The sequence below is a fragment of the Rhizobium terrae genome (assembly GCF_003425685.1).
GTDB lineage: Bacteria > Pseudomonadota > Alphaproteobacteria > Rhizobiales > Rhizobiaceae > Neorhizobium > Neorhizobium terrae.
Window position 1 is genome coordinate 1 of the sequence record NZ_QJKM01000004.1, and the last position, 17,840, is coordinate 17,840.

19 protein-coding genes are annotated in these 17,840 nt (G+C 58.7%); 11 read left to right on the top strand and 8 right to left on the bottom strand.

Going from position 1 to position 17,840, the window contains the following annotated elements; all coding sequences use genetic code 11:
* A partial coding sequence (locus tag DMO26_RS07945) for an ATP-binding protein (RefSeq protein WP_162894765.1) occupies positions 1-248 on the top strand: 248 nt, incomplete at its 5' end.
* A 286-nt stretch (positions 249-534) separates the two neighbouring features.
* Here DMO26_RS07945 and DMO26_RS07950 read toward each other — a convergent pair.
* Complete coding sequence (locus DMO26_RS07950) at positions 535-750, bottom strand: SMI1/KNR4 family protein (RefSeq protein WP_117191514.1); 216 nt, start codon at positions 748-750, stop codon at positions 535-537.
* 4 nt (positions 751-754) lie between these two features.
* Positions 755-1,681 carry a hypothetical protein gene (locus DMO26_RS07955; RefSeq protein WP_117191515.1) on the bottom strand — a complete coding sequence of 309 codons (927 nt, stop codon included), beginning with the start codon at positions 1,679-1,681 and terminating at the stop codon, positions 755-757.
* 512 nt (positions 1,682-2,193) lie between these two features.
* Here DMO26_RS07955 and DMO26_RS34345 point away from each other — a divergent pair.
* Positions 2,194-2,496 (top strand): LysR family transcriptional regulator, encoded by a 303-nt coding sequence (locus DMO26_RS34345; protein WP_264319350.1) that lies wholly within the window; start codon positions 2,194-2,196, stop codon positions 2,494-2,496.
* Positions 2,497-2,940: 444 nt separating this feature from the next.
* On the top strand, positions 2,941-3,513 hold the full coding sequence (locus DMO26_RS07965; protein WP_205421187.1) for a hypothetical protein: 573 nt from the start codon (positions 2,941-2,943) through the stop codon (positions 3,511-3,513).
* 156 nt (positions 3,514-3,669) lie between these two features.
* On the opposite strand, the gene DMO26_RS07970 is transcribed toward DMO26_RS07965, so the two are convergent.
* The gene (locus DMO26_RS07970; RefSeq protein WP_226951231.1) at positions 3,670-4,632 is read right to left on the bottom strand and encodes a LysR family transcriptional regulator; all 963 of its coding nucleotides are present in this window, start codon (positions 4,630-4,632) and stop codon (positions 3,670-3,672) included.
* A 56-nt stretch (positions 4,633-4,688) separates the two neighbouring features.
* Between DMO26_RS07970 and DMO26_RS07975 the strand changes: the two genes are divergently transcribed.
* Positions 4,689-5,549, top strand: a complete 861-nt coding sequence (locus DMO26_RS07975; RefSeq protein WP_117191516.1) for an NAD(P)H-binding protein — start codon at positions 4,689-4,691, stop codon at positions 5,547-5,549.
* 182 nt (positions 5,550-5,731) lie between these two features.
* Here DMO26_RS07975 and DMO26_RS07980 read toward each other — a convergent pair whose 3' ends face one another.
* Together DMO26_RS07980 and DMO26_RS07985 are read right to left on the bottom strand one after the other, a co-directional pair.
* Positions 5,732-7,276: an MFS transporter gene (locus tag DMO26_RS07980; RefSeq protein ID WP_117191517.1), complete on the bottom strand. Its 1,545-nt coding sequence runs from the start codon at positions 7,274-7,276 to the stop codon at positions 5,732-5,734.
* A 335-nt stretch (positions 7,277-7,611) separates the two neighbouring features.
* Positions 7,612-8,511: an alpha/beta fold hydrolase gene (locus DMO26_RS07985; RefSeq protein ID WP_117191518.1), complete on the bottom strand. Its 900-nt coding sequence runs from the start codon at positions 8,509-8,511 to the stop codon at positions 7,612-7,614.
* A gap of 140 nt (positions 8,512-8,651) precedes the next feature.
* Here DMO26_RS07985 and DMO26_RS07990 point away from each other — a divergent pair, with 140 nt between their 5' ends.
* From DMO26_RS07990 to DMO26_RS08000, 3 genes are all read left to right on the top strand, one after another.
* On the top strand, positions 8,652-9,035 hold the full coding sequence (locus DMO26_RS07990) for a winged helix-turn-helix transcriptional regulator (protein WP_162894766.1): 384 nt from the start codon (positions 8,652-8,654) through the stop codon (positions 9,033-9,035).
* Between the two features lie 590 nt (positions 9,036-9,625).
* Entirely contained in the window at positions 9,626-10,555 is a 930-nt protein-coding gene (locus tag DMO26_RS07995; protein ID WP_117191519.1) for a HEPN domain-containing protein, read from the top strand.
* A 38-nt stretch (positions 10,556-10,593) separates the two neighbouring features.
* A complete protein-coding gene (locus DMO26_RS08000) occupies positions 10,594-10,881 on the top strand; it encodes a WGR domain-containing protein (protein WP_226951232.1) in 288 nt (95 codons plus the stop codon).
* A 43-nt stretch (positions 10,882-10,924) separates the two neighbouring features.
* On the opposite strand, the gene DMO26_RS08005 is transcribed toward DMO26_RS08000, so the two are convergent.
* Both DMO26_RS08005 and DMO26_RS08010 read right to left on the bottom strand, forming a co-directional pair.
* On the bottom strand, positions 10,925-11,479 hold the full coding sequence (locus DMO26_RS08005; RefSeq protein ID WP_117191520.1) for a hypothetical protein: 555 nt from the start codon (positions 11,477-11,479) through the stop codon (positions 10,925-10,927).
* Between the two features lie 124 nt (positions 11,480-11,603).
* Positions 11,604-12,269 (bottom strand): transcriptional regulator, encoded by a 666-nt coding sequence (locus DMO26_RS08010; RefSeq protein WP_117191521.1) that lies wholly within the window; start codon positions 12,267-12,269, stop codon positions 11,604-11,606.
* A gap of 468 nt (positions 12,270-12,737) precedes the next feature.
* On the opposite strand from DMO26_RS08010, the gene DMO26_RS08015 reads away from it, so the two are divergent.
* The 3 genes from DMO26_RS08015 to DMO26_RS08025 all read left to right on the top strand — a co-directional run bounded on the left by DMO26_RS08015 (position 12,738) and on the right by DMO26_RS08025 (position 15,568).
* On the top strand, positions 12,738-13,097 hold the full coding sequence (locus DMO26_RS08015) for an HAD family hydrolase (protein WP_319025395.1): 360 nt from the start codon (positions 12,738-12,740) through the stop codon (positions 13,095-13,097).
* A 133-nt stretch (positions 13,098-13,230) separates the two neighbouring features.
* Positions 13,231-14,220, top strand: coding sequence for a phosphotransferase enzyme family protein (locus DMO26_RS08020; protein ID WP_117191522.1), 990 nt, complete (start codon positions 13,231-13,233; stop codon positions 14,218-14,220).
* 10 nt (positions 14,221-14,230) lie between these two features.
* Positions 14,231-15,568: an aspartate aminotransferase family protein gene (locus tag DMO26_RS08025; RefSeq protein WP_117191523.1), complete on the top strand. Its 1,338-nt coding sequence runs from the start codon at positions 14,231-14,233 to the stop codon at positions 15,566-15,568.
* A gap of 48 nt (positions 15,569-15,616) precedes the next feature.
* Here DMO26_RS08025 and fabG read toward each other — a convergent pair whose 3' ends face one another.
* Complete coding sequence (gene fabG, locus DMO26_RS08030) at positions 15,617-16,390, bottom strand: 3-oxoacyl-ACP reductase FabG (RefSeq protein WP_117191524.1); 774 nt, start codon at positions 16,388-16,390, stop codon at positions 15,617-15,619.
* 302 nt (positions 16,391-16,692) lie between these two features.
* Here fabG and DMO26_RS08035 point away from each other — a divergent pair, with 302 nt between their 5' ends.
* Complete coding sequence (locus DMO26_RS08035) at positions 16,693-17,832, top strand: ABC transporter substrate-binding protein (RefSeq protein ID WP_117191525.1); 1,140 nt, start codon at positions 16,693-16,695, stop codon at positions 17,830-17,832.
* Positions 17,833-17,840 lie beyond the last annotated feature (8 nt).

The window sequence follows — 17,840 nt, forward strand, 5'->3', positions numbered from 1 at the left end:
GACCGGAAAAACTCAACGATGACCAGCGACGCGATCTCCTCGAGATTATCGAAGATCGCTATGAGCGGCGATCGACGATCGTCACCAGTCAGGTACCGCTGGATCGCTGGTGGGAAATTATCGCAAACCCCACGCTCGCCGATGCCATATTGGACCGCCTCGTGCACAACGCCTATCGCATCGATCTCGCCGGTGAAAGCATGCGAAAACAGCGCTCGCCCATAGTGCCTGAAACACCGCACGCTTGACCGGAAACAAAACCCGATCCAAACATCAAACAGACCCAGGATCAGTCCGAGAAATGGCCGCCTTCAAATCGGAACGCCGGCCGGAATGAAATCGGAATGACTGGCCGGCTTCAAATCGGAATCGATGGCCGGCTTCATCGGAATACGCATCCATCCGGATAAGGCAGTGATTGAGAGAGTGTCTCCGACGGCCCAATCGCGAGGCACGCTCGAACTACAGGATGCGAGCGCTTAGGCGTTCCTCGGGAAAAGCGGCTCCCGCTAAATTACGATACTGCCCGCGGACCTATTGCAGCTTATCGAGGGCCACGGTGTAGCTTGCGGCGACGAGCGTGACCGCGCCTTTTTCATTGATGTCATAATCGAGGTCGATGAACACGACTGGTGGCTCGCCTGAGCGATCGCGACAATCGAGGCAGAATAGGCCGCTTGCCATGTTGGTAAAAACGGCCGTCTTCAGCTTCTTACCATCGCCATCGCGCCGACGACGTTTGAACCACACGCCTTCAATCCCGCAGCTTCAGAACATACAGATCGGCCCCTTCATTGGGATCGCTGTCGGTAAAACTGCGAAACGCTATCAGATCCCGCTCGTCCCTTGACCAAATCGCGTTCGTGTCCAACCGGTGGTCAGAATCTGTGATGATCCGGTTGATCATTTTCTTAGCGTCCACATCCCAGATATCCAGCCTAGTGCCGATATCGCGATCTCCGGTCGCGCTGTTGATGACTGCAATGTAACGGCCGCTGAGGGAAGCCCGGACAGCGAAAGCCGTAGCGATGGCGGGAACCTGCCCCGCATCTTCCGGTGCAAGCCGCTCAGTCTCCACAGCCTCTGGAAACTTCCGCAAAATGATCCCGCCCGTTCCAGGGTCGGGATAGGCCGCGATGTTGCGGTTCGCCAGTACGGCGGCATCGAGACGGACAACTGTCCGATCTTCGTCCGGAAAGGTCCAGCTCAAGGCGTTGGCGAGAGGAAGCTCCTCCAGAACGGCACCGTTATCCGATGAAAGGATGTAGCCTTGAGGCTGCCGCTGATCACAGGCGTCACTGCTCAGGCAGATCACAGCCACTCGATCGCCGGCAAGAGCCGGGATGGCACGATAGGCCATCTGGGCGAACGGAAGCGGTTTCCGGTCTTTCTCCACCCCGGTTGTGAGATCGAAAGCAATCTGGGTAGGTACCAGTGGGCTCTTCTCGCCACTATAGCCGAAGACACGTAGCGTATAGTCGGGAGCCTGCACCATGGTTGCAAATCCAAGAGGGCGAAGGTCCCGGATCGTATATTTCGCAACGCAGGCGCTCCTGCCAAGCCATCGATCCAGCGTCTCGCACGTCCCGAGGCTCGTCCTGATCCAGAATGCTGAAATCACCGTTGCGACGGTCAGCGTGACGACGCCAATCACCGGTCGAAGTCGGTACATGATCTTCAATGTTCCCCCTCCTCCCAAGAGTAGATCCCAAGCGCAAGTCTCCGCATGCGGTTCCCAACAATGACCACCCTCCCCAATGAAATGAGATCGCCGTGGCTGTTTGTCCTACCCCGTCTGCAAGAAGGCTGAATGTCAAGATGAGGCATCGTTTCACCTATTGCCAAGTGGCAGCTGTCGAGATTTATCCCAGATGTTCCTCATAGCGGGTGTCGAGATACAGGCATGAATGGCGGACGATCAGCCTAATACTACAGTTGCGTTATCTTTGTTGCTCTTCCGTCGATGAGCGACTGCGTCGGCGGCAAAACTCTCGGGTTTCCTCAATGTCGGCACGTTGGATGGTTTCGCGGACCGATGGCTGGTACCCGGCTCCAAGTTTTCACCGCGCTCACGCCGACATAGATGTTCGCCTCTCCACATCGGGCACACTCACAGACTTCATCTGAGTTGGAGTAGATGTTGCGATCCGTTATGGTGGGGGCCGCTATGATAAGGCGGTCTCAGAGCTCCTCATGGAAGAAGACGTCTCTCCCGTTTGCAATCCGGAACTGTTGCGAGGGATACCCCCTCTGAGTACGCCTGGAGATCTAAGGCACCACAGGCTGATCCACGACAATTTTCGCATGGGATGGGCGACATGGCTTCAGGCCTCTGGGCTCGATGAAATTGACCACACAGGCGGCGTAAGGTTCGAGTCCGCAGCGTACGCCGTAGAAGCGGCCGTCCACGGCGAAGGCATCCTTCTAGGCAGGCGCGTGCTATCTCTGCCGATCTGGCTGCAGGTCGTCTGGTTCGTCCGTTCGACCTTGCTCTAAAGTCGAGATGGAGCTACCATGACGTTTATCCGGAGCGCGCTTTACGGTACAGGAACGTCAAGGCATTCCGCGACTGGCTATTCGATGAGGCCGCAGCAGATTTCCCGAACAGTAGCTAACCCACGTGGCGCAGAAATACTGCAAAACAGGAGATGGCCGGAAGCTTGCTGATTCAAGCAACCTTAATTGCCGCGGCAATGGAACAGAGCAGAGGTAATGCCGAGCTTAAACGTAAGACGGCTGCAGCCTTTTCCCCCAGACGCGCGGGGGATGAACGTGGATCTCTCAGCCATGACGCTAACAGATACCGACTTTGTCCCCGAGAAATAGAATGGGGCGTTTGTGTGAGAGAGGTTCGATCCAGGGGCCCCGCGGCAGTTGGTGTCTGCGCCGACTTTCGGGAATAGTGCCAGCACTACACGGATAGAAGCGAAGGAGGTTCCGGTGGAGGGTCATCTTGCGGCATGTCTTGTTCTGGCTCTTTTGGCATCGCCGGCAGCGGCGCAAGGTAGGGTCGCCGAGGTGTTTATGAAAACCTGCCTCGCGCAGTTTCCCGATTTCAAGAATATCGATATGTCGCCGTATCATCCCTTCCGGACTTCGACCAGCACCGATTCGCTCAGCCCGGCGAGCGTGCCGATGATGGAACCAATCAGCAAGACTTTTTGGGAAGTCGGAACGCCGGGCAAGAAATCACCGAACGATTTTCTGCTAGAAGTGAGTGAGGGCACGCTGCTGGAAAAACCTGCGAAGGGTTGTATGGTTTTGGGAATGGGCGGTGGCAGTTTTCAGGAAGAAACCCTTCTCGCAAAGTTCGAGACAAAACAGTTCGTTGGCGAGATGAAGTCATCGACAACTCCGAGCTTTCGCTACTGGATTGTCGATGGTGGCGGACCAAGGGCGTTGTTCGGAATTAGCCTTGCCAATGCCTTTGCCCCCGCGGGCGCGTTGATGTTCCTTGTGGTCATGGACCCTTCAGTCGTCCAACAACTTGGTGAGCTTCCGGTGCAGCGGTAAAATGAGATAGGTATTGGACAATGTTAGGGGAGGACGGGCCAGGCCAGCCATCGGCCCCAATCCGGTCATTCTCCATGTGAGCCCGAATAAACGCTCCGCAGGAGCCAAGCGGAATGCGATTCCGCTGTTTGCCCGAAGCGGACGCGGCGTCGCGATTCAAACCGTCGTGGCTTCGCTGCGGCAGACGTCGATAAACGCGCGTAGCGCCGAGGAAGTGAAACGGCTCGGATAATACAGCCGGGGGCCCTCCAGCTCAGCCCACCAATCGGGCAGTACAGGAATAAGCGTCCCGGCCCTGAAGTCGCTTTCAAGCCAGTTGCGGAAAGTGCCGACGATGCCCAGTCCTGCTCGCACATAGCTCAATCCCGTGTTCAACGCGTTGACGCTTAGAACAAGGGAGGTCGTAAGCTCTACTATGTTTGCCGTTTCGTCCCCACGCCGCAACGACCAGGGAATGAGCATCCCGTCGGGCAGTCGATATCTGATCGCACGATGCTCGGTCAGCTCCAGCGGGTCTCTAGGCAGTCCGTGCTGCTTCACATAGGAGGGCGACGCGGCAAGTGCAATCTGCTGCAGGCGAGGACCGATCGGGAGGGAAATCATATCCTTTTGGATGGAATCGCCATAACGGATGCCTGCATCGCATCCCGCCGCGATGATGTCGACGAGGTTGTTCTCCACCACTATCTCCACCTGTACCTTCGGGTGCCTTCGCTGCAATTCAACGATCAGCGGCGGGAGGATGTCCGGAACAACCGCACCCGGAACATTGAGTCTCAAGTAGCCCTTTATCTGGTCCGCCGAATTCGCCGCCTCGAAACAAGCTACTTCGATTTCGGTCATCAGGGGCTGAATGCGTTCCGCCAGCGTGTGACCTTGATCCGTGGCCCGGAGACTTCGGGTGGTACGCAAGAGAAGCGGCACGCCGAGTTGCTTCTCGATCCGCGAAACCGTGGTGCTGACTTTCGAAGGCGCAATGCCCAGCCGCTTCGCCGCTGCGCGGAAGCCGCCCTCGTTCAACACGGTGAGAAATACCTGGAGATCGTTCGGCGACACATTGTTCTTCATGCAGAACAGGCTATTCGAAATCGAGCGGATTATCAACGAAAGGAGTACCAATTAAGTTCCTCCCGTACTCGCTATCCGGCGGGTGCGTCGACAAAGGGAAATATGCAATGTTCATCGTCACGGGCGCTTCCGGCAAACTCGGCCGCAAGATCATCGAAAACCTTTTGCTTCACGTGCCTGCCACAAGCATTGGGGCCAGCGTCCGTGACCCGTCGAAGGTGGCAGATATCGAGGCTCGGGGCGTGCGTGTGCGGCAAGGCGATTTTAGCGATGCCGAGGGCCTGCGCCACGCCTGGGCAGGTGCCAGGCGACTTCTCCTTGTTTCCTCCAATACCGCCGCAACAGGTGGCGACCCGTTGGAGCAGCACGCGACTGCCATCCGTGTAGCGCGAGAAATCGGCGTCGAGCGCATCTTCTACACCAGCCAGGTATCGAGCGCGGCGAGTTCTCAATTTCCACCCGGCAGATGCCACGCAGCGACCGAAGAGATGCTGGCACGGTCAGGATTGGCCTGGACTGCTATACGGCACGGCTTTTATGCCGAAAGTGCGCTGATGATGAACAAGCGCGGCTTCGAGGCCGGTTCTCTGGAAGGACCGGAAGATGGCCCGGTTGCATGGGTGACCCACGATGACCTCGCTGCTGCGGACGCCGCGCTGCTGGCCGGGAGGGCGGATATCGACGGGCAGACGCCGCCCCTGACGGGAAGCGAGACCCTGGACCTTGCCGGTCTTGCGGAAGTAGCCGGAGAGCTTCTGGGCAGGCCCGTCTCAAGAACGATTGTGAGCGAGGAGACTGTGAAAGCCAGAGCATATGCAGCAGGCGCGCATCAGGGGACAGTCGCCGTAATGCTGGGATATTACCGCGCGGCCCGTGCGGGAGAATTCGCAGCCACCGATCCGGTACTTGCCAGGATATTGGGACGCGCACCCCAGACAATGAGGGATTTCCTAAAGGCAAACCTTTAGCGCCGATCGCTCTCCGACTGACTGCTCGTTACGTCTGGTGTTGGCGCATCAGCAACGTAATGGCGCCGCTGGGGGCTCTCACGCGCGAACATATTCTAGAGATTAGAGATGCGCTGGCGCTCAACAGACGCCGCCTCGTCGCATTCGACAGAGCATGTACAGATCAGTTGAGGAGACCAGCCTCAATGAGGGGACAAAGGGCCCTCATCGATGTCGGCTGTGGCATATACCCGCCTTACGATGATCGCGAGAAGGAAGAGCGTCACCGTCGCAATGACGCAGCATACGGCAAAGCCCAGCGAGAAGCCGCTTTTCGCCGTGTCCAGCCAGACAGCTGAAGCCGAACCCGGTATTGTTTGAGCTGTTTCGACCGCGCCGGCAAGAGTTGCAGAAACAGCCTCGGCTTGTACGGGATTGAGGCTGCTAAGGTCGGCGCGGTTCATCGCTATTCGATAGATCAAGGTCGCCAGACTGCCCAGCACCGCGATGCCCAATGCACCCCCAAATTCTGCACTCGTCTCGGATATCGCCGAAGCCGAGCCTGCGCGTTCGGGCGGTGCGGTCCCCACGATCAAGCCGGTCGTGGTGAGAACAACAGGGACGAAGCCGAAGCCGATGATCATGCTGGAGCCAAGGATTCCGAAAAGGCTTTCTGCGTAAGCGGCGACAGCCATGGCGGCGGCTCCCGCTGCATTGACCAAAAGTCCGCCGAGCACGGTTCTAACCGGTCCGAAGCGATTGGTGAACCGATAGGCCTGGAAGGACATCACTGCGAAGACGAAGGCCGATGGCACAGACCAAAGCGCAGCTTCCAGTGGCGACAGACCAAGCACAAGCTGAAGGAAGAGGTTCTGAAACAGAAAGACGCCAAAGACGAAGAAGACACCGGCGAGGTTTACCATCAGCGATGCCGTGAAGGCCGGCACCCGAAAGAGCGCGAGGTCGACCAACGGGTCGGTGAGGCGCCGCTGGCGCCGAACAAACAGAACGCCGATCAAAAGCCCAAAGCCGATAGGGATGAGTTGGGCAAGCTGGAAGCCGTCGGCAGCCATATGTTTGACGCCGTAAATGATCGGCAGGACTGTTGCAAGCGAAAGCACCACACTCGGCAGGTCCAGTCGGCCAGCATCGTTATTCCTGTATTCCGGCAGCAGAAACGGGGCGACGGCCAGAAGCAAGAGCATCACAGGTACGTTGATCAGGAACACCGATCCCCAGTGGAAGTACTGTAACAGAATTCCGCCGATGAGCGGGCCGACGAGACCACCCAACGCAAAGGCCGTGCCCCAGATGCCAATCGCCCTGTTTCGCTCCGCCTCGTTCTTGAAAAGATTAACGATGAGCGACAGCGTGGATGGCGCGATCGTCGCACCGGCAATGCCAAGCACAGCCCTTGCCATAATGAGCTGCCCAGCGGTCGCGGAGAATGCCGCGAGGGCGGAGGCCAAGCCGAACGCAAAGGCGCCCATCAGCAATACCCGCCGGCGCCCGATCCGATCTCCCAGCGTCCCCATGGTCACGAGAAATCCCGCGACCATGAAGCCGTAGATGTCGTTTATCCAGAGCAGTTGCGATGCGGACGGATCGAGGTCCGCAACGATCGCGGGCACGGCGAGGAATAGCACCGACAGGTCCATCGAGTAAACCAGGCACGCGATCGACAGAACGCACAGGCCAACCCACTCGCGGCGACCTGCCTGCTTAGGCGTGTGAATAGTCTCGGCCATGGTCGTCCTCCCGGAAACCAGCGGAGATTTCTCTAAACTGCATTCATTGACAAGTGCAATTTTCGAGGAGATCACCCGCGTTCGATCCTAGAACCAACCAGGCGGGCAGCGCAGCCCCAACGCCGTGGCGCACGACGCGCGCTGGATCGAACCGGGCCAATGACCATTCCGCAAGCGACGGTGCAGGTCTTCTCTGGCTTCATCGGATACCTGGATCGTGAAGGGACGGCTTTCCATCTGAGCCTGCCTAACGGTTGCGGAAGTTGCCAACTGAGAACAGCGTACCAATCTCCCGACATCGTGGCGAGAGTCGCGGCCAGATCAAAGCCTTGAATCTATAACGCGTCTATCCATGCTGTCACCGCAGCGTTCACATCGTCTTTGCGGTCGAGCATGATCCAGTGCCCCGCTCCGGTCCAAGCGTCTACCTTCGACTTGGGGTGCGAGAACCATGGCCGCATGCGGTTGGCCTGGGCCGGGTCCCGGCACAGATGGTAGAACGGGATTGTCAGTCGCTGGCAAAATCCAGCGCTCGCCTCCTCCACGCCGACCTGATCGGGTCCCGTGAAGAGTGGACCAAAGGACTCGCGCAGGACATGTCTGGGCATGCCCTCGACTCGTCGTGCGTGCCAGCGCTTGAAGGCGGGGGCCGTGGCGGAGTCGTAGGCCCCGGCGAACAGTGCGGGAACCACCGTGTCGGGATCGCCGAGGTCAAGGTCCTGAGCGACCTTGCGGAAGAGCTGCGCTGCCGCGGTATCGAAGCCGAGCGCACCGTCGATCGATACGACGGCGCGGATAAGGTCCGGCCTCTTTGCCGCGAGCCGCGCCGCAATCTGAGCACCCATCGAATGCCCGACGAGGACGAACTTGCGTCCCCGGTAACCAGCGAGCGTCAACGCCTCGATATCCGCAACATAATCGGCGGGGCTATATGCCCCCGAGGGCATGACTTCGGACCTGCCGTGCCCCCGCAGGTCGGGGGCCACCACGCGGTACTTGCTCTCAAACACCGGCAGCTGCCAGCTCCAGTCATGCGAATCACAGGTCCACCCGTGGAGCAGCATGACGTCGGGGCCATTACCCACGTCAGTGAAGAATAGCTTTGCGGTTCGGCGATCTTGCGCGACTGCCGCCGCCGCAATCGCAGTGCCGGCATCGATTGCGGCGGTGGCCGTTGTTGCCCCCATCAGCCCCAGCAGCTTGCGCCGGGAAAATTCAAGACCTTCGTTTTGCATGAGCGCCTCCTTTGCATTCCACCGGACGCGCCAGGGAAGCGCCGATTGGAATTGATAGCCTGGAGGTGTATAGATATATTATGGATATCTACGATCAACTATGCACTTCGAGGTGCGTAGATATACGCGAGGATATGGGAATGCCAAGGACCCGACCTGAGGACGTGGATATCGTCTATTTCGCCGATTGCGCGGCGCGATCTTTCTTTGACCAGGTTGCCAACAAATGGTCAGTTATGATCCTAACCATCCTCTCCGAGCGACCGACGCGCTTCAACGCGTTGATGCGCCGATTGGAAGGGATCACTCATAAGGCGCTGACCCAGGCCCTGCGACGACTCGAACGCAACGGATTGATCGCGCGCCGGGTGATCGACACGTCGCCAGTCGCCGTCGAGTATTCGATCACCAACCTGGGGCGCACGCTGCAAGCTCCCTTTGGCGCGGTCTACGACTGGGCAATCCATCACCTCGACGACATCGAGGAAGCCCAGCGACGATACGATGCAAGAGCCGGACCCTGAGCGGGCGACGTGAGACAGGGCGCGCAGAAGATATTCCTTAACTGCCACGCCGATGCCTCGTTCATGACCGCGAAGCCGACTGTCCGCTGCTTGCTTGCGTCGGCTGGGCGCGGCTGACCGTGCATGGGGGTACAAAGCTGTCATAGCCGGCTCTTGATAAGGTTCGAACCATATGCCCGCGGTACCGCCCAGAACATGAAGGATGCGATCGCAGCCGCACGCCGAAAACGACCTGAAACTCGCAAGGCTGATCTTGCGAATTGCGAAGCCGGGGGAAAGGGTTGCCCTCGGCACGTTAACCAAAATTCCAGATCCTGAGACACTATCTCGACGCGACTTTGTCGACGGTACCGGAGCAAAGTTGCCCGATGTCAGATAAACGGCCAGAAATCACACGCTGAAATCCGATTCGACCGATCTGGCGCAACGGGCCGCGCAGTATTCCAACGCGGCCGCCGGATCTTCAACCAGCTGGCGGGCTTGGTCGTCCGGTTGTATATCCTTGACGGACCAAACCGAGGATGATGATTGACGGGCATGTCAGGCACTGGTTTGCGAGCAGTGCTTTTTGGAAGGATACGGCACGACGAATGGACACGAGCGGTGGCGTGACTGACAATGAAGCCTTGAACCATCTTCCCGACCGCAAGCGTCGGGAGCTTTCGCGCGCCTTGAAGATCATTTTTGAGGAGTTCGATGCCGCGCAGCAGTCAAAGCTTTCGGAAAAACAGAAGGCGGGGCGGATCCTCAAGGTCATCCTGTTCGGTTCGTATAGCCGCGGCGGCTGGGTGGAGGATCATAAGAGCGGTTATCGCTCCGATTACGATATTCTCGTCGTCGTCAACATGCATAGTGTCGGGGAAGAAAACGAGCTCTGGCACGACGTCTCCGATCATTTTCTGCGCGAGCTATTGGTAACAAAGACGATTGAGACGCCGGTCAACGTCATCGTTCACACGCTGCAGGACGTGAACGACCAATTGGCCCGCGGACGGCCTTTCTTCATCGACATCATCCGTGATGGCATCATCCTCTATGAGAAGGAAGGGCATCCGTTTGTGGCGCCGAAGCCGCTCAGCGAAGAGGAGGCGCGGGAAGAGGCAAAAGAATATTTCGGAGAGTGGTTTCGGCTATCGCAGCAGGCACTTGAAGTAGCCAAACTTGCTCTCGAGAGGGACATTTGGCGGCATGGTTCTTTTATGCTTCATCAGGCGACCGAAGAAGCCTACCACTGCATTCTCCTCGTCCTCACCCTCTACAGCCCGAAATCGCACCGCTTGAAATCACTGCGCTCATCTGCGGAAAGACTTGAGCCACGGCTGATCGAGGCATGGCCGCGGGATACCAAGTTCGCCCGGCGATGCTTCGAGCGGCTCGATCGGGCTTATGTCGATGCCCGCTACTCTCCGCATTACGAGATCACCGAGGAAGAGCTGCGCTGGCTGATAGAACGTATCCAGGTGCTCCAGGGTCTCGTCGAGCAGATCTGCAGGGAAAAGCTGGAAAGACAGGCATCGTAGCATTCCCAGTGTTGGTTGTGTGGGAACCCTTGTGCCTCGTGGCAAAACATCACGAACGAACCGATTCCCTCAACAGCATAGCACGGTTTTATACCGTAGCGATCTTGGAAACGCTGCTCGGCGAACCCTGCCTGATCAGGCGATGGGGCCGAATAGGCGCCTCCCGCCAGTCTATGGTTCATGCGTTTTCTAAAGAAGAAGATACCGTTGGTTGTTCCTCGAGGTCGTCAAAAGAAAGCGTGCGCGCGGTATCGCCCGAAGTCGGCCACTCCATGTCGAATTTTTTGATTTCAAGGTTTCCATGGCAATTCTTGCAATGGCTGTGATGGCCTGAGCCACGCCAGCGGATGGACATAGAACATCGCATGTTCAGCGTTCGAAACGCTCCAGCATCCTCTTCAGTTGTGCGTTTTGCAGTTGAAGCTTGCTTACCAACTCATTCCGGAGCGACCTGATCTCTTCATCAAGGCTCAGCGCATCGTCAGAAACAGCGAGAATGCTTGGAAAGGGTTGCGGAACGGCTTCAAGCGACTTGATGCTCTTGCCTCGTCTGCTCGATTTCGGGGTCGCCTCTTCGCCAGTCGGCGACAGCTTCGGAGCGAGAAGAGCAGCATTTGTGGCGTGAGAGTGAGCCAGATCATCGGCCTCCACGAAGCCGGTGTTTTCAATATCTGTTGTGCTCTGAACGCTGCTTGTGGCCTCGAAATGCTGAGGATCTGCTAACCTCGCATCGGCTTGATCTTGCGCTTGCAGCTCTTCGCCTGCCAGACGATCTGCGGCGTTCTCGCTTTCCTCGCCAGCCGTTTCAGACGGCTTGACGGCAGCCAACAGTTCCGGCGTCACGTCGTCGGTAGAACCGTTTTCTTGCCTCTGCTGCCGTCGCGGCGACACCAACCGGGCCAGGAACTTCCAGGGAGACGCCATTGCTTCGACCTCTTATTCCACCCCGCATGCAGGCTGCAGGTTCAAGCATTGGCGGCAGAAGTGGCCGCCGCCAAAATGCACATCGCCAGAAAACATAAGAAAGCGGCCAGCGCTTGACCGCAGGTCAGTCGAGGTTCAGTCGCTTCCGCAGATCGGCATTTTCAGCCCGGAGCTTCTCGGCCAGAAGCTTGCGCAGTCTCCGGTTTTCCTCTTCCAGCTGCAGCAGATCCGCCATCTCATCCATCGCCGCCGTCGAGGGAGCAGTCGCCGTCGGTGCAGTCTTCGAAGCACGTTTGACAGGCACACGCTTCGCATTCGTCACACCCACATCAGACTTGGCCTTACGTCTCCTCCTCTGCTTCACAGCTGGGACGTTTGAAGCCGCCACTGGTTCCGCCGTAACTTCGGCCGGCTGCGCTTCAGCGGCCGCCTTTTTCGCGCGAGGTTTACGCTGTTTTTTTGCTACCGGTACTGCTGCGATTTCAGCGCCAGCATCAGTCATCATGTCATTTTCGTCGGCCATGTTGCTCTCCTGTAAATCCGATGCAGTTGTCTGCTGCCCGATTGGTAGTGTCAACAATGGCTGCGCCTGTTCTTCCCCCGGTAATACGACTTCCTCGACGGTTTCGCTTTCTTGAGCCCTTCCCTGCAGAAACAGCATTGCCTCGTTCTGTACATCTTGCGCAATGGACTTGAGATCGATGTCTCCCCAGATGGAGTTTGGCTTGGAGTCGGATTTTCGCCGGCCAGACCTGTACTCGACGGCAAAACTACGTTGGACTTTTTTCACTGTAAGAAGCCTTGGTGTCTGCGGTGTTTCAGCGATGTATTCGCCATCTCAACAAGTCTTGCAGATAACAACTGCCGTGCTGGCGGTCCAGACCTATCGCAACCGTGCACGAAAGCAGGGTACACCTTGCGTAATAGGCTTTGCAAACGCCTGCTCTTTTCAGGAACCCGCGCAGTACGCTGGCGGCGGCTTTATCAGCGCGGCTGATCGTCATGGTTCTTATTGATATAATCGTCGTCCAAGAAGCCGGCTTCCAGTCGTTCACGATAGCCAGTATGGCGGATCGGTTACCGCCATTAGTAAAGGATCTGCCTGCCCCAGAACCTCGTGGCCGCCGGATATAACGGATGAGGTCACTATTACGGATCCTCAGCGGCTGAGCAATTGCGAGGTGGGAGTTCGTCGGCACGCACACGAACGCCAGAATGGCATTTGACCTTGGGCGAAGCCCATTTCGATGTGTCCGGCATGGCATCGAAAGCTCAGGAACTGCGCAATGAAGGGGTGACCGTGATCTCCATGGCTGCCGATGGCGTTTTGGCCAGGCTCTTCGCCATCGCCGACCCCATCAAGGCAACCACGCCGGAAGCCGTGTGGCAGCTCGTCGCCGAAGGCATCCGGGTGGTGATGCTGACCGGCGACAACGAGACGGCAGCCCAGGCCGTTGCCCGGGAGCTTGGCATTACCGAGGCCAAGGCGGGGGTCTTTCCGAAGGCAAGAGCAAGATCGTCACCTGCCTTCGATGACCCGGCTGTTTTCGGTCGTCATATGGAAAAAGGGTCAATGATGATGCTGGTCGCGACCACAAGCGCTCGCATCCGGTCGTAACGAACGTATCCAACTCCGCCCTGCTTTCCGCTTGGACAACCGCAAGGATGACCGAGGCGCACACGATTTATGTTGCAATTCCAACATTTTTATTGTTGGAATTGCAAAACTACCCACCGATCGGAATGTCAAAGTGTTGTACGACGCAGATTTCCTAACCCGGCTTTCCACAGCCGTCAGCGCGCTCTGCCCGGTCTGGGGCGTATCGGCCCATGCAAACGTCAGGCTTCTGACAATTTCGGAAAACGCGACGTTCCTCGTTCATGAAGAAACCCCTGACCGAAAGCTGATCATTCGAGTCCACCGACCCGATTATCATTCGGAGGCGGAAATCCTATCGGAGCTTGCCTGGATCGAAGCGCTCCGGCGGGATGGGGTGGTCCCCACGCCCCGGCCGATCCCAACCGGAGATGGCAGCCTCCTTCAGAGGTTCTCCGATGGCGAAACGGTTCGCCATGCAGTCGCCTTCGAATTCATGAGCGGCAAGGAACCGGATGCGGATCTCGACCTGGCGAAGTGGTACGGAGCACTTGGCGAAATCAATGCTCGCCTGCACCAGCATAGCCGCCAGTGGACTCACCCGGACCGTTTCATCCGGAAGACCTGGAACTTCGACCGGATCCTCGGCGATGGCGCCTATTGGGGCGACTGGCGCGCCGCCCTAGGCCTGACACCGGACGGCAAGAAGGTTCTGGAGCGGACCCACGCGCTGCTGGAAAAGCAGACCCGGGCGTATGGCTATGGCGCCGATCGGTTCGGCCTCGTTCATTGCGACATGCGTGCCGCCAACCTGCTGGTCGAGGGCGACCGGCTGGGCGTCATCGATTTCGATGATTGCGGCCTCTCCTGGTTTACCTATGACTTCGCCGCCGCGATCAGCTTCATGGAGCATGAGCCGTTCATTCCGCAATTGATGGCGGCATGGCTGGAGGGCTACCGGCGCGTCGCACCGCTCGATCCCGAACATGAAGCGGCCCTGCCGATGTTCATCATGCTCCGGCGCATGCAACTCACCGCCTGGATCGCCTCGCATGCGGAAACGCCGACGGCGCAATCCATGGGCACGGCCTATACCGACGGCACCGTGGCGCTCGCCGAGCGCTATCTGGCAAAACACGGTTGAGGAAGTCCTGATGAGCACCGCCACCAAAGAAATCCTCGACCTCAACCGCTTCGATGCAACACGGACGGAAGGTTTTCCGCCGGATCTCGCCGAGCGGGTCGCCAGGCGCCAGGCAACCTTCGGCGCCTCCTCCGTTCTCTTTTACGAGCAGCCAATCGAGATGGTGCGCGCCAAGGGCGCCTACATGTATGACGTCAACGGCCGCAAGTATCTCGACGTTTACAATAACGTGCCGTCTGTCGGCCACTGCCACCCTCGGGTGATCGAGGCCGTTGCACGCCAGGTTGGTGAGCTCAACATCCACACGCGCTACCTCAATCGCGTCGTCGAGGCCTACAGCGAAACACTGCTCTCCCGGTTTCCCGATAGCCTGAGCAATGTCGTGATGACCTGCACGGGCAGCGAGAGCAACGACCTGGCCATGCGGATTGCCCGCATCGTGACCGGTGCGGAAGGTTTCATCGTTACCAGGGCCGCCTATCATGGCAACACGACGCTGGTGACCGAGATTTCGCCGTCTTCGTTGCGCAAGCGCAAGCCGGCGCCCTTCGTGGCGGTCGTTCCGGCGCCGTCGGCCCACGACGGCATGAGCGTCGGGGAGAGTTTCGCGGCATCGGTCGAAGGAGCGATCGCAGAGCTGAAGTCACGCGGCATCGGCCTTGCCGCGCTGATCATCGACACGATCTTCTCGAGCGACGGTATCTATGCCGATCCCGCCGGCTTCCTGAAGGCTGCCACCGATGTCGTGCACCGCGCTGGCGGCCTGCTGATCGCCGATGAGGTCCAGCCGGGCTTCGGTCGCACGGGCGGCGGTCTCTGGGGCTTCGAGCGGCATGGCTTGACGCCTGACGTCGTCACCATGGGCAAGCCGATGGGCAACGGCTTTCCGATGGGCGGCGTCGTCACCCGACCGGAATTCCTCAAGAGGTTCTGCGAAGAGACGGGCTATTTCAACACCTTCGGCGGAAACCCGGTGGCGGCGGCAGCCGGTCATGCCGTCCTGCAAGTGATCGAAGAGGAAGAACTCGTCGCGCGGGCGAGTACGGTCGGTGCCTATTTCAAGCGGTCGCTCACGGATTTGCGGGCGTCCCATCCGGAAATCGGCGAGGTCCGTGGCGCAGGCCTGTTCATCGGCCTCGATTTCGTCGATCCGGAAGACGGCACGCCGGATACAGTGCTCGCGACCCTTGCTATCAACCAGCTGAAGCAGAACGGCATCCTCATCGGGGCTGCCGGCGAGTATGGCGCGACGCTGAAGATCCGTCCGCCGCTGTGTTTCTCCAACGAAGATGCCGACTTCTTTACCGGCACGCTGGAAAGCATTCTCAAGATGCGCCGAGGCGCCTGAAGTCAGGTAGAAAAACCGGACGACCTTCTCGCCCGGTTTCTTCCGTCTTCAGCCCATCGCTTCCAGGGCACCAAGCGATTCCGGCAGGATCTGGCCGCCATCGACGACGATCGACTGGCCGGTGATGTAGGCGGCCTCCTCCGACGCGAAGAACAGCGCCGCGTTGGCGATGTCCGCCGGCGTGCCCAGGCGGCGCAGCGGCACGGAGGCCTCCATGGCGGCGATGTATTCCGGGCCGTTGCCCTCGAGGCCCTCCGTCATGATGTTGCCCGGCATCACGGCATTGACCGTGATGTTCTTCGGCGCCAGTTCGATCGCGGCCGTGCGCATGAAACCGAGCTGGCCGGCCTTGCTCGCCCCATAATGTGCCCACCCCGGATAGCCGGTGATGGGCCCCGTGATCGACGAGGTGATGATGATGCGGCCCGAGCCGGCCCTGGTCATCGCCGGCAGCACGGCGGAGATGCTGAGAAAGGTGCTCTTGAGATTGGTGGAGATCACGTGGTCGAAATCACCGGCTGTCATTTCGCCCAGCTTCGCAGCCGGAAAAATGCCGGCATTGACGCACAGCACGTCTACTCCGCCATAGCGGGCGACAGCTGCCTCGACCATTGCCTCACAGCCTTCTTCGGTGCTGACATCCGCGGCAAATCCTGATGCGTTCGGACCGATTCCGGCCGCCACCTTATCGGCATCGCCCTGGCTGCGCGACACGACCACGACATTCAGTCCCGCCTCCCCGAAGCGCAAGGCGATGCCCTTGCCGATACCCCGGCTTGCACCGGTCACGATGACTGTTTTCCCCTTTAGTGACTTCAACATTTCCTGCTCGCTTTATTGTTGTGGTTTCCACAAATAAGAGATCGCACCTGCACCAATTTCAAGCATCGGATCAAAACATCGCCACGCCGACTGCACAAAAGGAATGCAAGGCAAATGCGTACAAATGTGCTGATTTCATCCGGTAAGACAAAATTGGAAACGACACCGAAGATCCCCTAAGCGTCATTGCGCAACGCACAATGAACGACGAAATAAATGTTGTAAACTACACATTTTTGCGACACACTTCCAACATCAAACATCCATGAGCCGATAAAGCCGGCCAGACAAGGGGAACGACAATGATGAAAATCTCCAGGCGCAACATGATGCAAATGGCGGGGGCGGCCGCCGTCGCCGGACCGCTCGCGAGCGCGACCCGCGCCTTCGCGGCCCGTGGGAAGGAGCTCAACATCCTCTGCTGGGAAGGCTACAATTCCGCGCAGGTGCTGGATCCCTTCCGTTCCAGCCAGTCGGCCGCCGTAAAGGCCGAGAGCCTGACCAACGATCCGACCATGATCAACCGGCTCCGGGCCGGCGAGACCAAGATCTGGGACCTCATCAACGTCAACAATCCCTGGGCCCGCAAGATCATGGCGCCAGCCGGCCTGATCAAGCCGCTGCCACGCGCCGAATTCGAGCCCTACTTCGACACGATGCTGCCCGAGTTCAAGGCGCCCTATCGCTGGGCGATGAGCGACGACGGCAAGGATCTCCTCGGCATGGCCCAGCGCTTCGGGCCCTACAGCTTCGTCATCAACACCGACGAGATCAGCAAGGCGACGGCCGAAGAACAGGGCTGGAACCTGTTCAATGATGCCTCGCTCGCCGGCAAGTATGGCATCCAAGAATCTGACGACTGGAACGTCTTCAACATTTTCCTGGTCGCCGGCATCAATCCTTTCAAGCAGCATACGGAAGAGGAATTCAAGGCTTTTGCCAAAACCGCCGAAAAGGTCTTCAAGGGCGCCAAGATGGTCGGCGACATGGCTTCGCTCAACCAGGCGCTCGTCTCGGGCGAGATCGATCTCTACATGACCGGCGGTACCTATTCAGTGTCCCCGGCGCGGGCGGACGGCTATCCGAACCTCCGCGCAATCACGCCGCTCAAGGGACCGATCGATGGGAAGGGCGGCATTTCGTGGATCGAGATCACCTCGACCGTCAACAATCCCGAGCTCTCGCCGCTTGCCGTGGAATTCCTGAAATATGTCCAGGACCCGCAGGTCGCCCATACCGTGGCCTTTGCTGAAGGCACGTTCAATCCGGTCAGCCAGATGGGCAACCCCAAATGCTTCGAACGCTTCACCAAGGAAGAACTGGAAGCCATCCAGTGGGACAGCCTTGAGGAGGACATGTCCCGTTCGGCCGAGTATGACATCGTGCCCGACTACGACAAGGCACTGGAACTGATGACGGCGGCCAAGCGCCTGCGCGGCTGAGCCGGCCC